At 55.5% G+C, this 21,343-nt stretch carries 13 protein-coding genes, 1 tRNA gene and 1 pseudogene; 10 read left to right on the forward strand and 5 right to left on the reverse strand.

What is annotated here, in order from left to right; genetic code table 11:
- Nucleotides 1–108 (reverse strand): annotated as a pseudogene (locus VAE55_RS14905) (Uma2 family endonuclease); the annotation flags it as partial.
- A gap of 273 nt (nucleotides 109–381) precedes the next feature.
- Here VAE55_RS14905 and aceB point away from each other — a divergent pair.
- Together aceB and VAE55_RS14915 are read left to right on the forward strand one after the other, a co-directional pair.
- Nucleotides 382–1,980, forward strand: coding sequence for a malate synthase A (aceB, locus tag VAE55_RS14910; protein WP_322816531.1), 1,599 nt, complete (start codon nucleotides 382–384; stop codon nucleotides 1,978–1,980).
- A 728-nt stretch (nucleotides 1,981–2,708) separates the two neighbouring features.
- Complete coding sequence (locus VAE55_RS14915) at nucleotides 2,709–3,632, forward strand: NAD-dependent epimerase/dehydratase family protein (protein WP_322816532.1); 924 nt, start codon at nucleotides 2,709–2,711, stop codon at nucleotides 3,630–3,632.
- A gap of 134 nt (nucleotides 3,633–3,766) precedes the next feature.
- Here VAE55_RS14915 and VAE55_RS14920 read toward each other — a convergent pair whose 3' ends face one another.
- Together VAE55_RS14920 and VAE55_RS14925 are read right to left on the reverse strand one after the other, a co-directional pair.
- Nucleotides 3,767–4,183, reverse strand: a complete 417-nt coding sequence (locus VAE55_RS14920) for a DUF3054 domain-containing protein (protein ID WP_322816533.1) — start codon at nucleotides 4,181–4,183, stop codon at nucleotides 3,767–3,769.
- 21 nt (nucleotides 4,184–4,204) lie between these two features.
- Complete coding sequence (locus VAE55_RS14925) at nucleotides 4,205–5,566, reverse strand: alpha/beta fold hydrolase (protein ID WP_322816534.1); 1,362 nt, start codon at nucleotides 5,564–5,566, stop codon at nucleotides 4,205–4,207.
- 118 nt (nucleotides 5,567–5,684) lie between these two features.
- On the opposite strand from VAE55_RS14925, the gene VAE55_RS14930 reads away from it, so the two are divergent.
- Nucleotides 5,685–6,524 carry a pyruvate, water dikinase regulatory protein gene (locus VAE55_RS14930; RefSeq protein WP_322816535.1) on the forward strand — a complete coding sequence of 280 codons (840 nt, stop codon included), beginning with the start codon at nucleotides 5,685–5,687 and terminating at the stop codon, nucleotides 6,522–6,524.
- Between the two features lie 90 nt (nucleotides 6,525–6,614).
- Here VAE55_RS14930 and VAE55_RS14935 read toward each other — a convergent pair whose 3' ends face one another.
- On the reverse strand, nucleotides 6,615–7,673 hold the full coding sequence (locus VAE55_RS14935; RefSeq protein WP_322816536.1) for a proline racemase family protein: 1,059 nt from the start codon (nucleotides 7,671–7,673) through the stop codon (nucleotides 6,615–6,617).
- Between the two features lie 766 nt (nucleotides 7,674–8,439).
- On the opposite strand from VAE55_RS14935, the gene ppdK reads away from it, so the two are divergent.
- The 3 genes from ppdK (at nucleotide 8,440) to VAE55_RS14950 (ending at nucleotide 14,446) form a co-directional block, all read left to right on the forward strand.
- On the forward strand, nucleotides 8,440–11,070 hold the full coding sequence (gene ppdK / locus VAE55_RS14940; RefSeq protein ID WP_322816537.1) for a pyruvate, phosphate dikinase: 2,631 nt from the start codon (nucleotides 8,440–8,442) through the stop codon (nucleotides 11,068–11,070).
- A 223-nt stretch (nucleotides 11,071–11,293) separates the two neighbouring features.
- Nucleotides 11,294–12,790: an acyl-CoA synthetase gene (locus VAE55_RS14945; protein WP_322816538.1), complete on the forward strand. Its 1,497-nt coding sequence runs from the start codon at nucleotides 11,294–11,296 to the stop codon at nucleotides 12,788–12,790.
- Nucleotides 12,791–12,796: 6 nt separating this feature from the next.
- Nucleotides 12,797–14,446 carry a S1 RNA-binding domain-containing protein gene (locus tag VAE55_RS14950; protein ID WP_322816539.1) on the forward strand — a complete coding sequence of 550 codons (1,650 nt, stop codon included), beginning with the start codon at nucleotides 12,797–12,799 and terminating at the stop codon, nucleotides 14,444–14,446.
- Between the two features lie 16 nt (nucleotides 14,447–14,462).
- On the opposite strand, the gene VAE55_RS14955 is transcribed toward VAE55_RS14950, so the two are convergent.
- A tRNA-Leu gene (locus VAE55_RS14955) sits at nucleotides 14,463–14,546 on the reverse strand.
- Between the two features lie 149 nt (nucleotides 14,547–14,695).
- Between VAE55_RS14955 and VAE55_RS14960 the strand changes: the two genes are divergently transcribed.
- Genes VAE55_RS14960 through VAE55_RS14975 form a run of 4 tightly spaced genes read left to right on the forward strand, consistent with a single transcriptional unit; the run spans nucleotide 14,696 to nucleotide 21,343 of the window.
- On the forward strand, nucleotides 14,696–17,188 hold the full coding sequence (locus tag VAE55_RS14960; protein ID WP_322816540.1) for a mannose-1-phosphate guanyltransferase: 2,493 nt from the start codon (nucleotides 14,696–14,698) through the stop codon (nucleotides 17,186–17,188).
- Nucleotides 17,189–17,233: 45 nt separating this feature from the next.
- Entirely contained in the window at nucleotides 17,234–17,998 is a 765-nt protein-coding gene (locus tag VAE55_RS14965) for a lamin tail domain-containing protein (protein WP_322816541.1), read from the forward strand.
- A gap of 57 nt (nucleotides 17,999–18,055) precedes the next feature.
- A complete protein-coding gene (locus tag VAE55_RS14970; protein ID WP_322816542.1) occupies nucleotides 18,056–20,677 on the forward strand; it encodes a protein kinase domain-containing protein in 2,622 nt (873 codons plus the stop codon).
- Nucleotides 20,678–20,713: 36 nt separating this feature from the next.
- Complete coding sequence (locus VAE55_RS14975) at nucleotides 20,714–21,343, forward strand: nucleoside monophosphate kinase (RefSeq protein ID WP_322816543.1); 630 nt, start codon at nucleotides 20,714–20,716, stop codon at nucleotides 21,341–21,343.

Genomic DNA, 21,343 nt, shown 5'->3' on the forward strand with positions numbered 1-21,343 from the left:
CCCCTGAATGGTGACGATTGCCCGGAATTGTTTCGTATTGTCAGCCATCGGCATGCCGTCACTATCGGGGTAGACGATGGCAGGCACAGCAACCGGCTGTTCGATCATCATTCATCTCCTTATATCGAACAATTGTACGATAAGTATACCGAAATCTCTCGTGTTTGTCCAGTACTGTTGGACGCGGATCAACCGGTTAGAACTGGTGAACCCATCAGGTACAGCCTAAACCGACACTTATAATTCTGTCCAACCCTCCACCCACCGGCACACCTCACTGACCTATCGTCAAACACAACCTTGCCGCTGCACAACGTGATAACCGATTTCTGGTATAATAGCTGGCGAAAAAGTTTTTCACATTATGAAAGGAGGGTTTGCATGACCACCTCCCAGTTACCGGCCGGCGTGACGATTACCGCACCGATTACTCCCGCATACGCCGAGATTCTCACTCCCGAAGCACTAGAATTTCTGGTCACGCTCCACCGCCGCTTCAATACCCGTCGTCTGGAACTGCTTGCCCGCCGCGCTGAACGTCAACGCGCAATTGATGCGGGCGAGCGACCGGATTTTCTGCCTGAGACAGCCCATATCCGCGAGAGCGAGTGGATGATTGCCCCCATCCCACCCCAGATTCAGGATCGGCGCGTTGAGATTACCGGCCCGGTTGACCGTAAGATGATCATTAATGCGCTCAATTCAGGGGCAAAGGTGTTCATGGCCGATTTTGAAGATGCCAATACGCCAACCTGGCAGAATCAGGTTGAAGGCCAGATCAACCTGCGCGATGCTCTACGTCGTACCATTACATATACCAGCCCTGAAGGCAAGCACTACGCCCTGAACAACAATCCAGCCATTCTGTTTATTCGCCCGCGGGGCTGGCATCTCAACGAAAAGCATATGCTGGTTGATGGTGAGCCGATCGCTGGTGCCATCTTCGACTTCGGTCTCTACTTCTTCCACAATGCCCAGACTGCCATTGATGTGCAGGGTGGCCCCTATTTCTACCTGCCCAAAATGGAGAGCCACCTCGAAGCACGGTTGTGGAATGACATCTTTGTGCTGGCCCAGGAGTTGCGCGGCATTCCCCAGGGAACTATCAAGGCCACGGTCTTGATCGAAACGATTCTGGCGGCGTTCGAGATGGACGAGATTCTCTACGAACTGCGCAACCACTCAGCCGGTCTGAATTGTGGACGCTGGGATTATATCTTCTCGTGTATCAAAAAGTTCCGTAACGACCCCAACTTCTGTCTGGCCGACCGGGCACTGGTTACGATGACTACCCACTTCATGCGTTCATATTCACTGCTGGCGATCAAGACCTGTCACCGCCGTGGTGCCCACGCGATGGGTGGCATGGCGGCCCAGATTCCGATTAAAAACGATCCGGTTGCCAATGAAGCAGCGCTGGCAAAAGTGCGGGCCGACAAGGAGCGTGAAGCCTCTGACGGCCACGATGGCACCTGGGTGGCCCACCCCGGTCTGGTTCCGGTGGCGATGGAAGTGTTCGACCGGCTGATGCCAACGCCGAACCAGATTAACCGTCAGCGTGATGATGTGCAGGTAACTGCTGCCGATCTCCTGGCATTTGGGCCGGAAAAACCGATCACCGAGCAGGGGATGCGCCTGAATATCAACGTTGGGATTCAGTATCTCGGCGCCTGGCTGGCCGGCAACGGCTGTGTGCCGGTCTTCAATCTGATGGAAGATGCCGCTACCGCCGAGATTTCGCGCGCCCAGATCTGGCAATGGATTCGCAGCCCGAAGGGCGTATTGGAAGATGGTCGCAAAGTGACGGTAGAACTCTTCCGGCAGATGCTGCCTGAAGAGCTGCACAAAGTTCGCGAGATACTCGGTCCCGCTTACGAAGACGGTCGCTACGAAGAGGCTGCCGAGCTGTTTGACGAGATTACAACCGATCCAGAGTTTGTGGAATTCCTGACCTTGCCGGCTTACGAACGGATTCCGTAGTTAGTGTCTAGTAACTAGACAAAAACGCCATGCATGGGTAGAGCAATCTCTACCCATGCATGCTTACCGGCTTTAGCCGCTGTTCAGAACCTATGCAAGGCGATCAAGCGGGCAGACGGTGAAGGGACTTGCCTGCCTGGAGAGTAGACCACTTCGCAGGAATAACCGCATCGTTGGTGTGGTGAGCGGACAAGTGTTCCTGAGCCTATGCGATGGTGGGTAGCACGACCGCACAGCTTTTATGAAATAACTCAAGTTGCCATCTATGCTGTGAGCAGGCCACGGCTGTACAGCACGATGTTGCACGCAACACCGGGTGGCGTAACCGCATGAATGATGTGGGGAGCAGCCAGTTCCTATGGACGCGCTACGTCACACCTCACGGTAGCAATTCGGGTTATACCCATCCTCTGTGCCCTCCGTGTCTCTGTGATCACAAAGGTAGCAACCTGGATGAAATAAGTTCTACCATCAGAGCGTGGAGACTCCCTACCTCTCCTGTTGTAACAACCTCCTCCCCGGATGTTTAAAACCTCTACATTCCAGTCCACCTATTGCCCAGCTTTTGTCAGGTAAATTTCCGCTAGCGACTGTGGGTATCACGTGCTACAATAATGAGCAACCTGCTGCACCTTCACAGACAAGCACCGCATCCACCGATGTGCAGCCTGCTATGTTAGTCGGGCGGTGTCAGTGAAGTCACCCGCCCCTACACGACGAGGTGACCTATGACTCATTACTTGATTGCCGGCGCGGCGGGATACATCGGTTCGCGACTGGCAATGCGCCTCTTGGCCGCCGGCCATCGCGTGCGCGGTCTTGTCTACAGCGCCGAAGATCCAGTTGTTGAACGCCTTGCCGCTCGTGGGATGGCAGTCTGGATCGGTGATCTTACCCGCCCCGAAACTATCGATGGGATTACTGACGAGATTGACGTTGTTTTCAATCTCACGAACCGCATGCCAATCGATAATCCGGCCCTGCTACGCGCCCTCTACATTGATGGCAACCAGCATCTGATTGCGATGTCGGTCCGCGCTCGCACGGTGCGTACCTACCTGTGGGCGTCGAGTATCGCCGCCTACGGCGATCACGGCGAGAGCTGGGTTGACGAAGATAGCCCGGTTGCACCCTCTTATCCGCTCGGCTCCATCTTTGCCACCGCCGAACAGACGGTGTTGCAGGCAGTACGAGCCTATCGCTTCCCGGCCATTATCTTGCGTATGGCTACCGTCTATGGCCCCGACCGTGATCCACTTGAAGCGATTGCCAGTGGTCAGTTAACAATTTATGGCAACGGACGTAATTTCGTCCCCCATATTCACGTTGACGATGCAGTAGAGGTATTATTGCGGGCTGCCGAAACCGGTCAAATCGGTGCGATTTACAATGTCGGTGATGACGAGCCACTACGCCTGATCGATCTTGTCAGCGAAGTGCGACGCCGACTCGGGATGCTGCCACCACGCACGTTCGATCCCAATGTCGGGCTGCGCGCTGGTATCGACCGCTCGGTGATTGGGGCATTAACCGCATCGGTTCGCCTGAATAATGCCCGAATGCGTCACGATTTGGGGATTGAGTTGCACTATCCCGGTCTGCGCTACTGGATCGAGGAGCGATTGCCGCTTGAGCTGGCAGTTGGGGTGTGATAGGTGTATCATGCCGCTACGGGCGGCTGAATCGCTGTCGGGGAGGATGAATGAACAGCGCGTTTCGTGCTCTCGCGTTATGAGGCTGACCGGCGGGCACCGGCCACGCTTGCCCGCCGGTTCTGTTGCGTTGCTTATGATGTCGTCCGTCTCATCATCCACCAACTGTAACCACCCCGCCAGATGATCAAGAGAGCAGCCACCGTCAGAAAGGTCACCAACGCAAAACTGAACGGGCTAGACCGGCCAAGCTGAAACCATCGCAACAAAAGACCAACCGGTAATGCAACCAACCATGTTCCCAACGACAGCCCGATCATCCGTAAGGGTGGGTGCTGGCGGAGTACTCCTGTCCACGGTGCAACCAGCAGCCAGCCAACGAAGAAAGGCCAGGCTACGCGCACCGCCGCGAGTAGCGGCTGCTCATCGGACAGGCCATGTGAGCTGCGCCCCAACAGCGCAAATATGATGAACACTAGTCCATCACCGCCAATCAGTAATCCAAGCTGAGGCCACGATAGTTCGCTGAAACGATGCTTTGTTGTTTCCATAGGATGCTATTCTCACTGTGTCTACTGTCTGAGTACCTGTAACTGACGTACCAATCCCTGCTGTTGCCAGTTTGCCAGCCGCAAGCGTAGAGCCAGGGCAGTAGCAATATTCCAGAGTACCGCATTTCCAAGCGCCGGATCGTCTTCGGCCAGTGCCCGCAACCGTTCGCGTCGCAAGGCCAGAATCGTTACTCCATCTTCACCGGCCCGCAGATCGGCACTTCGCCTGCCTCCATCGAGGAGTGACATCTCACCGGTAATTTGTCCGGCAACAACCGTCATCAACAGGCGTTGACTATCTGGATCGTCCTCCAACGGCGGACTCCAGACCTCTAATGAACCTTCCTGCACCAGATAAAGATCGGTCGATTCCTGATTGGTGCGATCCACCAGGGTGCCGGGTGGATAGCGGCGTCGCTCTAAATGGGCAGCTAGGCGGGTGCGTTGAGCCAGACTCAAACCGCTACCGATTTGCGAGTTCGCCAGAAACTCTGTAATTTGGGTCGTCACTTCGGCAGGCTGAACCAGAATGTCCGGTTCACCAACAATCGAGGGTAAACCCAGATAACTGGCAATATAGCGTAGCGTCACGTCCGGCGTCTCAAAGTGTGGCCAGTGTCCGGCTTTTGGCACAATCCGTAGATCGGCACTACGCCATTCATCGGCGATCACACCTGCATCACGCAGCGGCACCGTATTGTCTTCCGCCCCCCAAATAACCAGCGCTGGCGTCTCCAATTCGCGCAATCGTCCGCTCAAATCCTGATTACGCATCGCCACAAAACATTCGGCCCGCACCCGACCCTGCCCCGGTCGCCGGGCATCAGCCCGCAGCCGCAGATAGTCGGCCTCGCTGATTGCCGAACGCTCGGCAAATGAAGCCGGTTTCATCAGACTGTCGGTAACATAGAGCATCGACGGCTCAAGCAGCGCGAGGAGTCGGCTGAAGAGCGGAAAACGCTCAAGCATTGTGATCGGTGAGACAAAGGTGTTGATCCAGAATGATAATCGCCCGGAAATTGTCGGGCAGAGCAAGACCATCCGATCAACCAACTGGGGAATCTGCAACGCCAGTGTCGCACTGATCATCCCCCCCATCGAATGACCGACCAGCATCGCCGGATGTTCGCTCAAGCCGGTTATCAGGCGACCGATCATCTGCGCATAGCGGCCAATTGTCGCTCGTTCACGCAACGGTGGCGATTCGCCATAGCCAGGGAGATCGACGGCAATGCAGCGAAAACGCCGACTCAATAGTGGAATCAAAGGCGACATCGCGAATGATGAACTTGACCAGCCATGGATCAGGATCGCCAATTGGGCATTACGCGGCCCGGTATCAATGGCATGGATTTTCGCGCCGTCGATTGAAAAGATTTCCATAGGGTATGCTCGCTGCGTTATGTCCGCTTTTAGTGGTATCATATCAGTATACGCATCATTTCGTCTACAGCAATTGTGCCAGATTTTCAGCGCTGTACGCATTACAGGACGCTTGCAAATGAGTGACCAGCCAGTTTCGCAAACCCCACCCCCACTCTACATTGTTTCCGGTGGTGCCGGCGCCGTCGGCGAGCAGGTCGCCCGACTAACCCTTTCGCAGTTTGAAGGGGCTGAAGTGCCCTTAATTATTATCCCTAATGTGCGCGACCTGAGTCAGATTGCCGAGGTGGTTGAACGAGCAGCCCATCAGAACGGAACAATTCTGCATACGCTGATGGAACCCTCGCTTCGACGTGAACTGATGCGGCTGGCCCGTGAACGTGGTGTCGCCGAGATCGATCTGGTTGGTAGTGTATTGTCGCGCCTGGCCACCGTGTTGCGCAAAGAACCGCTCGGAAAACCCGGCCTGTACCAGCCCCGCCGCTCGGCCTACTTTGAACGCCTCGATGCGATTGAATACACCGTTGCGCATGACGACGGTAACAAACCTCACGAGCTACATCAGGCTGATATTGTGCTGGTTGGTATCTCTCGTGTCGGCAAAACCCCGCTCAGTATGTATCTGGCCGTGTTGGGCTGGAAAGTTGCCAATGTCCCCCTGGTTCGCGAAGTATCACTTCCGGCTGAACTCTTCCAGGTCGATCCCCGACGGGTGATTGGCTTAATCGTGGAAGCCGAGCAGATCACGGCCCGCCGCCGCTGGCGCCAGCGCCGGATGGGGGTCAGTATTGGCGGCAATTATACCAGTCTCGATGCAGCTTACGACGAAGTGGAATGGGCCAGAAGAACGTTTCGGCAGCACGGCTGGACAACAATCAATGTTACCGATAAATCGATTGAGGAAAGTGCTGACGAGATTATCAGTCTGATCTCACGCCGATTTAGCCAGCTTCTCTGAGAGCACGTCAGGAGTGGTGATGAGTGCTGCTTCGGCACCGACCACACCCATCACCACGAGCGCAGTCGGTGCGATCGTCGCTATGCTACATCACGGCGATCCGATCTGCTCGACTAAAAAGCCCCTCCCTAACGGATCACGCGGATCGACAATAAATTCGCTTCGCCCGATCACAAATGCCCGGCCACTCACTTCGGGAATAATGGCGGGGTACGAACCGACCTGGGTACAATCCACCACCCGCCCGCTAAATGTGCTATGGCGGCCCAAAATGCTCTCGATCACAATCTCCTCACCGGCGGCTATTTCGCCTTTGGCATAGTGAATAGCTAGGCGCACCGAAACTCCCGTACCCGTTGGTGAACGATCTACTTCAGCATTGGCAAATACGCAGATATTACGACTATGGTGACCGGCATCTTCAGGTTGATCGATCAAGATTGTACCGTAGAGAAAACCCAAGTCTGGATCGTGAGGATGATGGAGCGGCAAGATGTCACTCACTGCCCGCTTAACAGCTTCACCTGCCGCAACCAGCGTCGCTGTCTGTTCTGGAGTTACCCGTAGCCCAAGCTGGGCTGCCGGCAGAACGGCATAAAACGCACCACCCCACGCCACATCGCACACCAACTGACCATAACCCGGTACAGCAACCTGTAGCTCGCGTGTATATACAAATGATGGGACGTTACGAAATGAGACCCGGATTACTCTGCCGCTCTCAAGATGTGCGGTTGCCTTCACCAGCCCGGCAGGTGTATCGAGAGTGACCATCGCCTGATCACCTTCTCCTGCTACCGCGCCACTCTCGACCAGCACAGTGACGAGCGCAATAACGCCGTGACCGCACATCGTGCTGTACCCTTCGTTGTGCATAAAGAGCACGCCAACGTCTGCCTCGGCACTCACCGGCGGCGTGAGCACACAACCGTACATATTGAAATGACCTCGCGGCTCCCACATCAATGCCCGCCGGACATGATCGAGGTGATCGCGCATAAAACGACGTCGTTCGAGGATCGTTGTCCCGCTAATGTCCGGTAGACCGCCGGTGACAATCCGTAACGGCTCACCGGCAGCATGAGTCTCGATGGTCGTCAACCGTAACGTATCTGGCGGAAACCGCAACCGATCCCAATCTAACTTCATGAAATCCATCTCCCTTCTCTAACAGAAACAGCACGTTGCACCGGATCATCCCCTGCCTGTCTGAGGGTATGCGTAGTCGCTTGCACGTCGTTGCACAAGGCAATAGACGGCAGACCCTGCCACTGCCAGGACAATAGCACGGATGAAGTGTTTGCAATGAGTTGAACTCATCACAAACATCAAGAAACAGCAAAACCACGCTCTCACCCGATCTCGCTTGCGCATCAGTCATATAGCGTCCAGAAGCCATGCCTGAACACGCACCGGATTGCCACTTCCCTTGACCATACAATTGGTTCATTGTATGATAGCAAATGCATTCTCGCTACCGGTAAAAGAGTCCATACAACACACTGTTGCGCTGCGACGCACAGGTAGATGGTCATACATCTATCTTTCGACGCCTGGCAACGCATCACGAGGGGTAAAAACCTTGCGTGAGGCTAGTTGAGCCAGTTGGGATGCGATCAGATGTTTGGATGTGTTCGGAACGAGAACGGTTTGTGGATCATATCCACATTGCATATTTCAGAGCGTACCACAGTTGTGATACTGTACGGTACAGTTGCGTTATCTACCATTGTATTCTCGTACTATTTCCCTACCATGAAGGCGAGGCGAAGCCGGCTAAACAACATGAAACCCAGGTATAGGTGGCGGAAGGAAGGGTTTTTGTGTGTTATGCAAATCGCGTAGCCCGGCATCACTATCACTGCAAGCTCACCAGGACTTCACAAAGCTGCCTTGTTCAAGGAGGAAACAGGTTATGACAAAGAAGTGGGTCTACCTTTTCCGGGAAGGAAATGCGTCGATGCGCGATCTCCTTGGCGGGAAGGGGGCAGGTGTCGCCGAGATGACACGAACCGGAGTGCCAGTTCCACCCGGTTTTACGATCACAACCGAAGCGTGCAATGCCTATTACGAAAACGGCCAGCAGTTCCCCGAAGGCATGTGGGAACAGGTACTGGAAGGCTTGAAAGATATCGAGGCGCAAACCGGCAAACGGTTTGGCGATCCGTCCAACCCTCTCCTGGTCTCGGTGCGGTCAGGCGCCAAGTTCTCGATGCCGGGTATGATGGATACGGTACTCAACCTCGGTCTGAACCAGCAGACTCGCGAAGGACTGGAGCGCCTCACCAATAATCCCCGGTTTGCCGCCGATGCCTACCGTCGCTTTGTCCAGCTCTTCGGCAAGATTGTGTTGGGTGTTGACGGTGATCGCTTCGAGCACGAGATGGACGAAGCAAAAGGTCACGGTCAACGTCAGGACACCGATCTAACCACCGAAGAGTTGTTAACCCTGGCCGAGAAGTTCAAAGCGATCATCAAGGAAGATGTCGGTGTCGATTTTCCCGAAGACCCCTTCGAGCAGTTGCGGGCAGCGATTGCCGCCGTGTTCCGCTCCTGGAATGGACGGCGCGCTGTCGATTACCGCCGCGTTAACAAGATTCCCGATAATCTCGGCACCGCAGTCAATGTCCAGGCTATGGTCTTCGGCAATATGGGGAATGACTCAGCAACCGGCGTTGCCTTTACCCGTAATCCCAGCACGGGCGAGCCGGAGATTTTCGGTGAATATCTGGTAAATGCCCAGGGTGAAGATGTCGTCGCCGGTATTCGCACACCACAGCCGATCAGCAAACTGGCCCAAGAGATGCCTGAAGTCTACGAGCAATTCCATCAGATCGCCAAGCAGCTCGAACAGCATTACAAAGACATGCAGGATGTCGAATTTACTATCGAGCGTGGTAAGCTATGGATGTTGCAAACCCGTACCGGCAAACGCACCGGCGCGGCTGCGGTGAAGATTGCCGTTGATATGGTCAACGAGGGCTTGATCGACCGGGCAACTGCTGTTCAGCGGGTTGATCCGAACGCGCTCGATCAATTGCTTCACCCCATGATCGATCCAGCGGCTCGCAAGGACGCCCATCCTCTGACTGTTGGACTACCGGCCTCACCCGGTGCTGCGTCCGGTAAAGCGGTTTTCGATCCCGACGAAGCCGAGGAGCTGGCCAAAACCGGCGAAAAGGTGATCCTGGTGCGCGTCGAGACTGCACCTGAAGATTTTCACGGCATGGTGGCCGCCCAGGCCATCCTGACCGCCCGCGGCGGCATGACATCACACGCCGCAGTAGTTGCCCGTGGTATGGGTAAACCGTGCGTTGCGGGTGCCGGTGATTTACGCATTAGTTACACCGACCAGTTAATGACCGTGAATGGAACAACGATCCGCAAAGGCGATTGGATTACCCTCGACGGCGGTAGCGGTGAGGTCTTCGCCGGCAAGATGCCGACGGTTGAACCCGAACTTTCGGGCGATTTTGCCACCTTGATGTCGTGGGCCGATGAATTCCGCAAGCTCGGTGTGCGGGCCAATGCCGATATTCCGCGCGACGCCCGTGTTGCCCGTCAGTTCGGTGCCGAAGGGATCGGTCTCTGCCGGACTGAGCACATGTTCTTTGAAGGTGACCGGATCGATGCCATGCGCGAGATGATCCTGGCCGACACGGTAGAAGAGCGTCGGGCTGCGCTGGCCAAGATTGAACCGCTTCAGCAGGGCGACTTCGAGGGTCTGTTCCGCGAAATGGCCGGTCTACCGGTGACGATTCGCACCCTCGACCCACCGCTGCACGAATTCCTACCCCACGATAACGACGAGAGCGAGGCTCTGGCCAACAAGCTAGGGGTCGACCCTTACAAGGTTAAGGCCCGGGTGGAAAGCCTGCGCGAGGCAAACCCGATGTTGGGTTTCCGTGGTTGTCGGTTGGGCATCCTCTACCCCGAAATCACCGAAATGCAGGCCCGGGCGATCTTCAAGGCGGCTGTCAAAGTCAAGGCGGAAGGGATCGATGTCCATCCCGAAGTTATGATCCCACTGGTCGGCCATGTAAGTGAGTTGAAGCTGCAAGAGGAGATCGTGCGTCGGGTTGCCGCCGAAGTCTTTGCCGAAGCCGGGGTTGAAGTTCCCTACCTGGTTGGCACGATGATCGAGCTGCCGCGGGCCGCGCTGGTGGCTGATGAAATCGCTCAGGTGGCAGAATTCTTCAGCTTTGGCACCAACGACCTGACCCAAACCACGCTCGGTCTTTCACGAGACGACTCAGGGCGCTTTTTGCCGATCTATGTCGAAAAGAAGCTGATCCCCGATGATCCGTTCCAGACCATTGATCAGCGTGGAGTCGGGCAACTGGTGCAGATCGGTACCGAACGGGGCCGGTCAACCCGACCTGATTTGAAGGTCGGCGTCTGTGGTGAGCACGGCGGTGATCCGGCCAGTGTCGAGTTCTTCCATCGGGTTGGCCTGAACTACGTCAGTTGTTCACCATACCGGGTGCCGATTGCCCGACTGGCGGCTGCCCAGGCCGCACTCGGTGAAGCAAAGCGCGACAAGTAACGGGACATTTACCCCCTCCCTAACCCTCTCAGAACGGCGAGGCTCGCGAGAGCTTCGCCGTTCGTCGTGATCTTGTAACTCACGATGATGACTGCCCTCGCTATAATGCAATACAACAACAGCAAACGTACTCTTAAAGCTGACCCGCAACATTGGCATGGGGATAGGCAAACCCATCAAACAGACCCTTCGTTCGTGTTCGCCTGATACTGTGGAGTTACTCATGTCGTTATCACCGATTGTCGCTACCCTGCTTCAACACGCCGAGACAACACCACATCGGCCATGTATCGTTTTTGACCAACATCTCATCACCTATGTCGATCTGGCTCAGGCAGTGGCCGGCTGGGCAAGTCGCTTTCACAGTCTGGGTATTCATCGAGGTGATCGGATTGCCCTCGCGCTGCCCAACACGCCGTCGTTCATCGCTGCCTATTTCGGTGCCCAACTCGCCGGTGCAGCAGTCGTCCTGATAAATCCACAGTATCGCCACACCGAATTGAGTCATCTGCTATCCGACTCAGAGCCGGCAATTGTTGTGGCCACGACCGAGAATGAAGCCTTCATCACGGCAGCAATGCCAGAATCGCGACCACATCTGCTCAAACCATTGGCAGAGCTATGCGGTGCGCCACCTGCCGACCCTGGGCTGTTCACACCACCCGCCGCTGATGAAATGGCACTCATCGCCTATACATCAGGCACAACCGGTCGAGCCAAAGGTGCAGTCCATACACACGCCAGCCTTGCCGCAAACTGCGCTGCAATTAGCACAGCCTGGCGCTGGACTGAACATGACCGCTTGCTCTTGATGCTCCCGCTCTTTCATGTCCACGGCCTGGGTGTTGGCGTTCACGGTACTATTCGGAACGGTGCCAGCCTGGAACTGCATAGCCGTTTCGATGCTGATGTTGCACTCCAACGCATGCACGATCCGACGATCACCCTCTTCTTTGGCGTACCCACGATGTATATCCGATTGATCGAAGCTGCCCGCCACCAGGGAGTGCCGGAACATCACCTGCGCCTCTTTGTTTCTGGATCAGCCCCACTCAGCCCGCAGACATTTGCCGATTTCGTCAGTCTTTTCGGCCAACCGATTCTCGAACGTTACGGCATGACCGAAACCGGTATGAACCTGACCAACCCTTACGCTGGCGAACGTCGGCCCGGTAGTGTTGGCATGCCCTTCCCCGGTCAGGAAGCGCGCATTGTTGACCGGACAACAGGTCAGCCACTCCCAACCGGTCAGATCGGTGAGATTCAGGTGCGTGGGCCACATCTCTTTCGCGGCTACTGGCGAAATCCCACAGCAACCGCAGCCGCTTTCACGGCTGATGGCTGGTTTTATACCGGCGATCTCGGCTTTGTCGATGACGATGGCTATTTCCACATCACCGGACGCAGTCGCGACCTGATCATCAGTGGTGGCTACAACATCTATCCACGCGAGGTTGAGGAGGTACTTGCCCAACACCCGGCAGTGGCCGAATGCGCAGTGTACGGTGAAGCCGATCCTGACCTGGGTGAAGTACCGGTGGCAGCGGTTGTGACCAACGGCCAGGCAGTTACAGCGGCTGACCTTATTGAGTTCTGTCGAATGCATCTGGCTGCGTACAAACGGCCACGACGCATTCACTTCGTCACCTCGTTACCGCGGAACGCGCTCGGTAAAGTGCAACGACATCTGCTGTCGGATGCGGTATCTAACCACAGGTAACTGTATATGACAGACCTGGATAACTACGAAGGCGATCCTTACCGCGACCGCGACCGGCTCAGTGAGCTACTCACCGATCAGCTCGAAGAACTAGCACGGGCGATCCATTCCCCTGATCAACTGGCCCGTGCCCGTGCGGCCAGTCGCCTGGTTACGCTCGATGTTGATCCAGAGCTGGCCTTACCAGCCCTTCAGCATCGGCGGGCAATGGTACGTGAAGTGGCAGCCGAAGCAATTGGCTACAGTAGCAAGCCACTTTCACCAACCGTGATTGACGTGCTGCTGTCAGCTATCGATGATCCCAAACCATTTGTGGCTGCCGCAGCAATCAGAACGCTAGGACGACGGCAGGTAGCGCTGGCCCATGCCCAAATCGCTACCTGTCTCGACGATCCCGAACCACCGATGGTCGCCGCGGCCATCACAGCGCTGGCGCGACTTGGCGATCACACGCTAACGGTCACCTTGCCGGAATTTCTCAACAGTCAGCATCTGATCATCCGTATTGCTGCCGCCGAAGCTGCCGGCATACTCCGGTCAGTTAATGCTGTTCCCGGCCTCCTTCGCCTGCTCGAAGATTGCATCGACGCCTGGCACGAGCGCCAACAGCATATTCCCAGCCGGGCAGCCAGTGTGGCTATGCAGGCGCTGGCCCGTCTTCAGGCGCGTGCTGCGATTCCGCTGTTGGTTGAGATTGCGTGCTACGTTGTCGGCCTGCGGACACTGGCATTACGTACTCTGATCCAGTTACAGGCTATCGAGGCAGCACCGGCCCTGCTCCCGTTGCTCAACGAGGAAGGCCGTCATCTCCTCAACGAAGTCATTCGGTTCTTCCACGTGACCGGCTATCGGGCGGCGGCACCAGAACTGCGGGCGTTCCTGGAGCGGGCGGTTATTCTTCATCGTCCTCTGATCAAAAAGGTTCTAAACATCCTGGTCGAATGGCAGGATAGAGAGGCAATCCCGTTCATCATCAACCTTGCCACCAATGACCAGAGTGCCGAGGTACGGGCATACGCGGCGCAGTGTGCCGTGTTGCTTCAGACACAATCGGCATCACCGGCATCGTCCAACAACGATATTGTTCCAGAAACGGTGCTCCCTGAGACATATAACGAACGTATCCGCCAACGCCGACAACGACTTGCCGGCCTGACTATTGGTCAGATTGTCAATGGCAGCGTTTTACGTGTCCTCCGCTACGGGGCAGTGATTGAGCTAGGTGGCATTGAGGGTTTCGTCCATGTCGGTGAGATCGATTGGCGCTGGATCGGTGATGCACGTCATGCGTTACGCCCAGGCCAGGAGATACAGGCCGTCATTACCGGCATCGATGAACAACGCCTCCGCGCCAATCTCAGCATCCGCCGCGTCTATCCCGATCCCTGGCTGGCGGTCGCACAGCAATTGAGTGCAGGTATGCAGGTACAGGGGACAGTAGCCGGCATCACCGATTTCGGTATCTTCATCGAACTGCTACCCGGTGTCCAGGGCCTCGCTCACATCAGCCAGATTCCGTCTGATCAACAGCCGCTGAAGCAAGCCTTCAGCCTGGGAAGGAGGGTACAAACAACCATCTTGAGTCTTGACCACGAACGACGACGGATCGCCCTCAGCCTGTACACAAAGCTACAACAAAAAACCGTGCAGCGCTAATGCTGCACGATCAGCGTGGTGGGGACGATGGGAGTTGAACCCACACGCCTTGCGGCACATGATCCTAAGTCATGCGCGTCTGCCATTCCGCCACGTCCCCGCTGGCGAGTATAGCACGAGAGACGGTTTTCGGCAAGAGGTTGCCGGTCAGCTTTGGAGCATGATATACTAAAGATGTTTGTGCGGAAGCAGTTCCCCGCTACGAAGCGCAATTATCGTCGCGGTATCATATAGTTTGCAGGAGCCGCCATGAAAGCCGTTGTGATGGCCGGCGGCGAGGGCACTCGCCTGCGACCACTTACGATTAATCGCCCCAAGCCAATGGTGTCGCTGGTCGATAGACCGGTGATGCAGCATATCATTGAATTACTCAAGCTCCACGGGATTACCGATATTATCATTACAGTGCAGTATCTGGCGAATGTTATCCAGGACTATTACGGTGATGGTAGCGCGTATGGCGTCAATATCACCTATTCGCTGGAAGAAGTGCCGCTCGGTACTGCCGGTAGTGTTAAAAATGCCGAACATTTATTGACCGAACCATTTCTGGTTATCTCTGGTGATGCACTCACCGATTTTAATCTCTCGCAAATTATCGAATATCACATGGACTCTGGCGCTACAGCCACCGTCACCTTGACCCGTGTTTCCAATCCGCTCGATTACGGCGTTATCATCACCGATGAACAGGGGCGCATTCGGCAGTTGCTCGAAAAACCGAGCTGGGGAGAAGTCTTTTCCGATACGGTCAACACCGGTATCTATGTCTTCAATCCCGACATCTTCAGCTACATCGAACGCGGCAAAGTAACCGACTGGTCGAAAGATGTCTTTCCGCGCATGCTCCACCGTGGTGACCGGCTCCAGGGCTACATCGCAAACGGGTATTGGACAGATGTCGGCACTATCGAGGAGTATATGCGGGCTTGCGGTGATTACCTATCGGGCAAGGTAAATCTGCCTCGCGTTGGGCACAACATCGGTGGCGACATCTGGGTTGACCGTGATGCCGAAATTGCTCCCGATGCCCAATTACACGGGCCAATCTATCTTGGTCATGGTGCCAAGATTAAGGGAGGCGTGATCATTCACGGGCCATCCGTCATTCGCGATTACACCATTGTCGATAGTAGGGCCAACATCGACCGCTCGATCATCTGGCGCAATTCGTACATCGGTGAACGGGCGGAATTACGCGGAGCGATTGTACTCCGCCAGTGCAACATCCGTTCACGCGCCATGATCTTCGAGGGCGCCGTTATCGGTGATGGCGTACAAATTGGCGCGGGCGCCGTTGTCCAACCCAACGTCAAAATCTGGCCCTCAAAAGAGGTTGACGAAGGCGCGACAGTGACCTCTAGCATTATCTGGGGTAGCCAAGGCCGGCGCGTCCTCTTTGGACGTTACGGCATTACCGGCCTGGTCAACATCGAAATTACCCCAGAAATGTGCGCCCGCCTTGGTGCAGCCTACGGCGCTACCCTGCCGCGTGGCGCTACTGTCACCATCAATCGCGATGCGCACTTCACGCCACGGATGCTGAAACGGGCGATTATTGCCGGCCTGCCTTCGGCTGGGGTGAATGTCTGCGATTTGCGCAATGTGCCAATCCCGATTGCCCGCTACTACACCCACGCCAGTGGCGCCGCCGGTGGCGTCCACGTGCGCATTTCACCGTTCGACAATCGGGTCGCCGAGATTAAGTTTTTCAATCACCTTGGGCTGGATATTAACAGTGCGACCGAACGCAAAATCGAGAGCACCTTCTTCCGGGAAGATTACCGGCGAGCCTATCTTGATGAAATTGGGCGTATCTTCTACGGTGAAGACGTTGAAGAGACCTACCGGGCCGCATTTATGCGCACACTGGGCCGGAATGCCGCATTCGGGAAAGGCTTTCCCATCGTTATCGATTATGCCAACACCAGTACCAGCACCGTCATGGCCGAAATCTTACGGCGCATGCAGGCCGATGCGGTTGAGCTGAATGTCTATCTCGACGAGCGGATGGTCTTTCAGACGAGTGCTGATTTTGAAGCAGCGATGAATCGGCTGACCAAAATCACGCCGGTTGTGGGAGCGCAATTTGGCGTGCGGCTCGATCCTGGCGGCGAAAAGATTTTTCTGATTGATGATCAGGGCCGGCGCCTCCATCCCCTGCGAGCACTGGCAGCAATTACCGCACTGGCAATGCGGGCCAACGGCGGGGGAGTGGTTGCCGTACCGGTGACAGCACCACGGGCTTTTGAACAGATCGCTGCCTGTTATGGTGGCAGCATCATTCGCACTCGTGCCAATCTGGGTGCACTGATGAATCTGGCGGCTGAACGCGCCGATCTCCTGCTGCTAGGTGATGGCACCGGTAATTATATCTTTCCAAACTTCTATCCCGTTGCCGACGGTATGTTTGCTATTGCGCGCCTGATGGAGCTGCTTTCGCTCAACCAGACGACCCTAAGCGAAGTACTGGCGGATCTGCCACCGTACTACCTCTGGCAAACCCGTGTTCCGTGTCGCTGGGAGAGCAAAGGCAAGGTGATGCGCATTCTTAACCAGCAATACCACGAACGTCACGGCGAGCAGATCGACGGCATCAAGATTGAATTGGGTGAAGAATGGGTTCTCATCCTGCCTGACCCGGATGGGCCATTCTTCCACGTCATTGCCGAGGGAGTTAGCGAAGACCACGCCCGTATCCTGACCGACAAATATGCCGGTTTGGTGACCAGTTTGCAGTAATGCTGTTTGTGTGATACCGCGGCCTGATGTACAGAGGAGGGTGCGATGACGAACCGCCCACAGCACAACGATCTGCTTTACAACGCGCTGGCAGAGACAACAGTTCAAGTCGGTCGATTTGGTTTTGCACTGCTCCGCTTGCCACTCGGTCTTCTACCAAATCAAAGCCGCACACATATTGAACGTGCTCTATATGAGCTGAGTCGCGGGTTTGCCAGTCTGCCCGGTGATTTTGCCCGGATCGTTGAGCCTGAGATCAAACGTTGGGCTGATGAAACACCACTACCCTCAACCAGCAAACCACGGCCCGCAACCGAACAACATCTGACCGTGGCAATCATGCCTGAACCGGTTACAGCATTGGGAGCATCCACACCTGCACCCGATAATGAACCAATTGAAGAAGATGTTGCCGAGCTACTGACCGATGAAGTCGCCGAGTCGATTGTTGACATCGAGCGCCTGGTTGCTAAACCGCCGAACGTGAGTATTACGTATATAGAATATGATCCGCCGGGAAGTGATCTGGAAGGTGAATTTGTGGTGATTACCAACGCCTCTCACGAACCGGTTGATCTCACCGGTTGGACGCTGGTGGACGAAGGTGACAAACACACCTACACCTTCCCGGCTTTTACCCTTGGCGGCGGCGCAGAGGTGAAGTTGTGGACAAAGAGCGGGATAGATGATGCCACCAATCTCTATTGGGGAGCACGTCGCCCGATCTGGAACAATACAGGTGATAGTGCGGTATTACGCGATGCGAGTGGTAACCTGGTTAGTCGTTATACCTATGCAGGCGGTGCGTAACGCTTCGCTCGGACACTAATGAATGCGCCTTTACCAGGTTGAGCGAGAGGGGGGGCTATGAGCGAATTATCTCTGGTAGGTCAAACCATAGGTCGGTTCGAAATCCTCTCTGAATTGGGACGCGGCGGGATGGCGGTGGTTTACAAGGCCCGACAGACCGATCTGGATCGAATTGTGGCATTAAAAATTTTGCCGCCAGGCATAACCAATGATGAGAGCTATATCGCTCGCTTCCGGCAAGAGGCGCGTAGTGCAGCCCGTCTGGAACATCCGCACATCATGGCGATTTACGAAGTCGGCGAAGTGGCGGGCTATCACTATATCGCGATGAAATACATTCAGGGACGTACCCTGAAGCAGTTGCTGCAACAAGAGGGTCCATTGCCTGTGGCGCGAGCAGCCCAAATTCTCGCTCAAGTGGGCGAAGCACTCGATTATGCCCATCGCCAGGGGATTATTCACCGCGACATTAAACCCTCGAACGTTATGATTACCGATGAGGGGTGGATCTATCTGACCGACTTCGGATTAGCGCGAGGTACGGGAGCCAATAATAGCGGTCTCACCATGGCCGGGACAGTTATGGGCACACCCGAATATATGTCTCCTGAACAGGCCCAGGGACTACCCAATGTCGGTCCACCAACCGATATTTATGCGCTGGGAGTCATGCTTTATGAGCTACTCACGGGGGCATTTCCATTCAAAGCAGAAACGCCGATGGCGATGCTGGCGGCGCGGCTTGTCCACGCCCCTATTCCACCCCGCGACGTGCGTGGCGATTTGCCGCCCGCAGTCGAGGATGTGATTATGCGTGCGTTAGCCCGCAAGCCAGAAGCGCGTTTTGCTTCAGTGGCGGAAATGGTCGCCGCCCTGCGCCAGGCCGTCGGTCTGAGCGAGCGTGAACTGAGTCGCCCGCTTACCCCACAGCGCGGGATGCCGGCTGTTTCCAATGCAGGTTATCAAACACCACCACCAGCTTCCGGCCCAACCACACCGGCGTCTCAACCACCTGCCTACGCCCCAACCATACCGGTGTCTCAACCACCAGCTTACGTACCGACAACACCGGTAACGCCACCACCGGTCTACGTACAAACACCTGCTACACCGGCAACACATCCGTACAGTGCCAGCTCACCGGCACCGACCCCACACCCGTTCAACGTACCGGCAACATCAGCGTCAACCGGTGGCAAACGAACACCGGTTGGTCTGATTGTCGGCTTGATCGTTGGTGTTTTGCTCATCGGTGGTGGCCTGACCACTTTCTTCCTGCTACGTCCGCCGCCGCCACCGATTGCCACCAATGCTGCCGAAACGCATATCAGTGAAGGAGATGCGGCATTGGCTCGGTCGCAGGGGTTAGACGATGCGATTACGGCTTATCAGGCTGCGGTAGCCGCCGATGCTGCCAATCCGGTAGCCCATAGCCGGCTGGCCTGGATGTATGTAGCCAAGGGGGACTGGCAAACTGCACTCACTGCGGCAAAACCGTTGCTTGATATCAATGATAGTACCGTTCGGGCGGTCGGTGAAGGAATCACCGGCTACGCCTACTTCCGGCTTGGTAATATCACTCAAGCACGCTCGGCGAGTGAACGAGCGATTGACGCTGATCCATCATCTGCTATTGGCTACGCCTTACGTGCTGCAGTTCTGGCTACCAATGCTGCCGATAGTCGGAATGATAACCTTATGAGTGAAGCATTCACGGTTATCAGCGAGGCTGAAGATCGCTTGACTACTGCCGATCCCCTAACGAAAGCCTTTACCAATGCCTTACTGGGATGGGCATTCAGTCAAGACTACACTCTTCGTCAGGATGCTGCTGTACTCAATCAGGCCATCACCAATCTTGAACAAGCTATTGATACCTATCCGCAACTAGCTTTCTTTCACTATGAATTGGCAGCAATTTACCTCTCAGTGGCTCGTGATTTCGATAGTGCTAGGAATGAGTTCAATGCGGCATTGATCCTCGATCCCAATTTCAGTCCGGCTCAGGCTGGGTTGGGCTGGGTTGCCTACTTCAACAGCCAGCCCAGCGAGGCGAAAAAGGCGTTCAATCAGGCACTGAACTTGAACAAAGATGAGAGTTTTGCACTGCTTGGTCTGGGACGATTGGCGTTCGATAATAACGACATGCAGCAGGCCATCGATCATTTGAAGCAAGCGATTACAGCTAATCCTCATTCCGCAGTTGCGCACACCTTGCTAGGTGAAGCTAGCCTCTTTGCAGGTTATGATGCAACTAACGAGAATGTCAAGCGCGAACTGTATCAACAGGCAGAAGCGGCCTACCGTGCTGCCATTGCCCGCAACGATCATAATGGGTCTGCATATAATGGTCTCGGTTGGATTCTGCAATACCAGGATCGTTATGACGAGTCGATTGAAGCGTTTGAGAAGGCGCTGCAACTCGACAGTGGCAACCAGGAAATTTTCAATGGTTTGGGGTGGAGCCTCTTCCTGAGTGATCGCTACACGGAAGCCGAGTCGATGTTCAAACGCGCTATCGAACTTGATTCATCATACACGAGTGCCTACTTTGGGTTGGGTCGCGCCTACGAAGAGCAGGGACGATGGAACGAAGCACTAGCAACCTTCCAGACCCTGAAACAGATCGCGCCCAACTACCCTGGTATCGACGATGCTATCAACCGTGTCTCAGGCTAACCAACGAACAACATCGTGACAGGAAGAACGATACTTTTGATAGGACCGCCTGGTGCAGGCAAGACTACTATTGCCGGCCAACTGGCTCAGGTGACCGGAGTGGCAGTAATCGCCACCGGTCAGCAACTGCGTGCCGAGATTCGCGCCCAGAGTGCGCTCGGTCAGCGTATTGAGCCATTGCTCGAACAGGGTCAACTGGCACCGGATAGCGTTATGGCAGAACTGATGCGGAACTGGTTGCAACGTATCCCCATTGATCAAGACTGCCTTCTCGACGGGTACCCGCGAAGTGTCGCGCAGGCGCACATGCTGGAGACAATTCTAGCCGATCTGAACCGACGAGTGGATGCGGTGATCGTGCTGACCCTGGATGAGGCATCCATCGTACACCGACTGAGTGGTCGTCGGATTTGTCGGCGAGATGACGGCCAGGACATTATCCTCCACATTGATGATACGGCAAAGATTGCCCAATGCCTGGCACGCGGTGTCACACTGGTACAGCGGGAAGATGATCACCCCGACGTGATTCGCACACGTCTACGCCTTTACGAACAAGAGACTGCACCCGTGCTGGCTTACTACACTGGCCGAGTACATGTTCATTATGTCAATGCCGACCAACCAACGCCAGCTATTGTTAACCTGATTCGCGACATCATCTAA

Source organism: Chloroflexus sp., from assembly GCF_034432675.1.
Taxonomy (GTDB): Bacteria; Chloroflexota; Chloroflexia; order Chloroflexales; family Chloroflexaceae; genus Chloroflexus.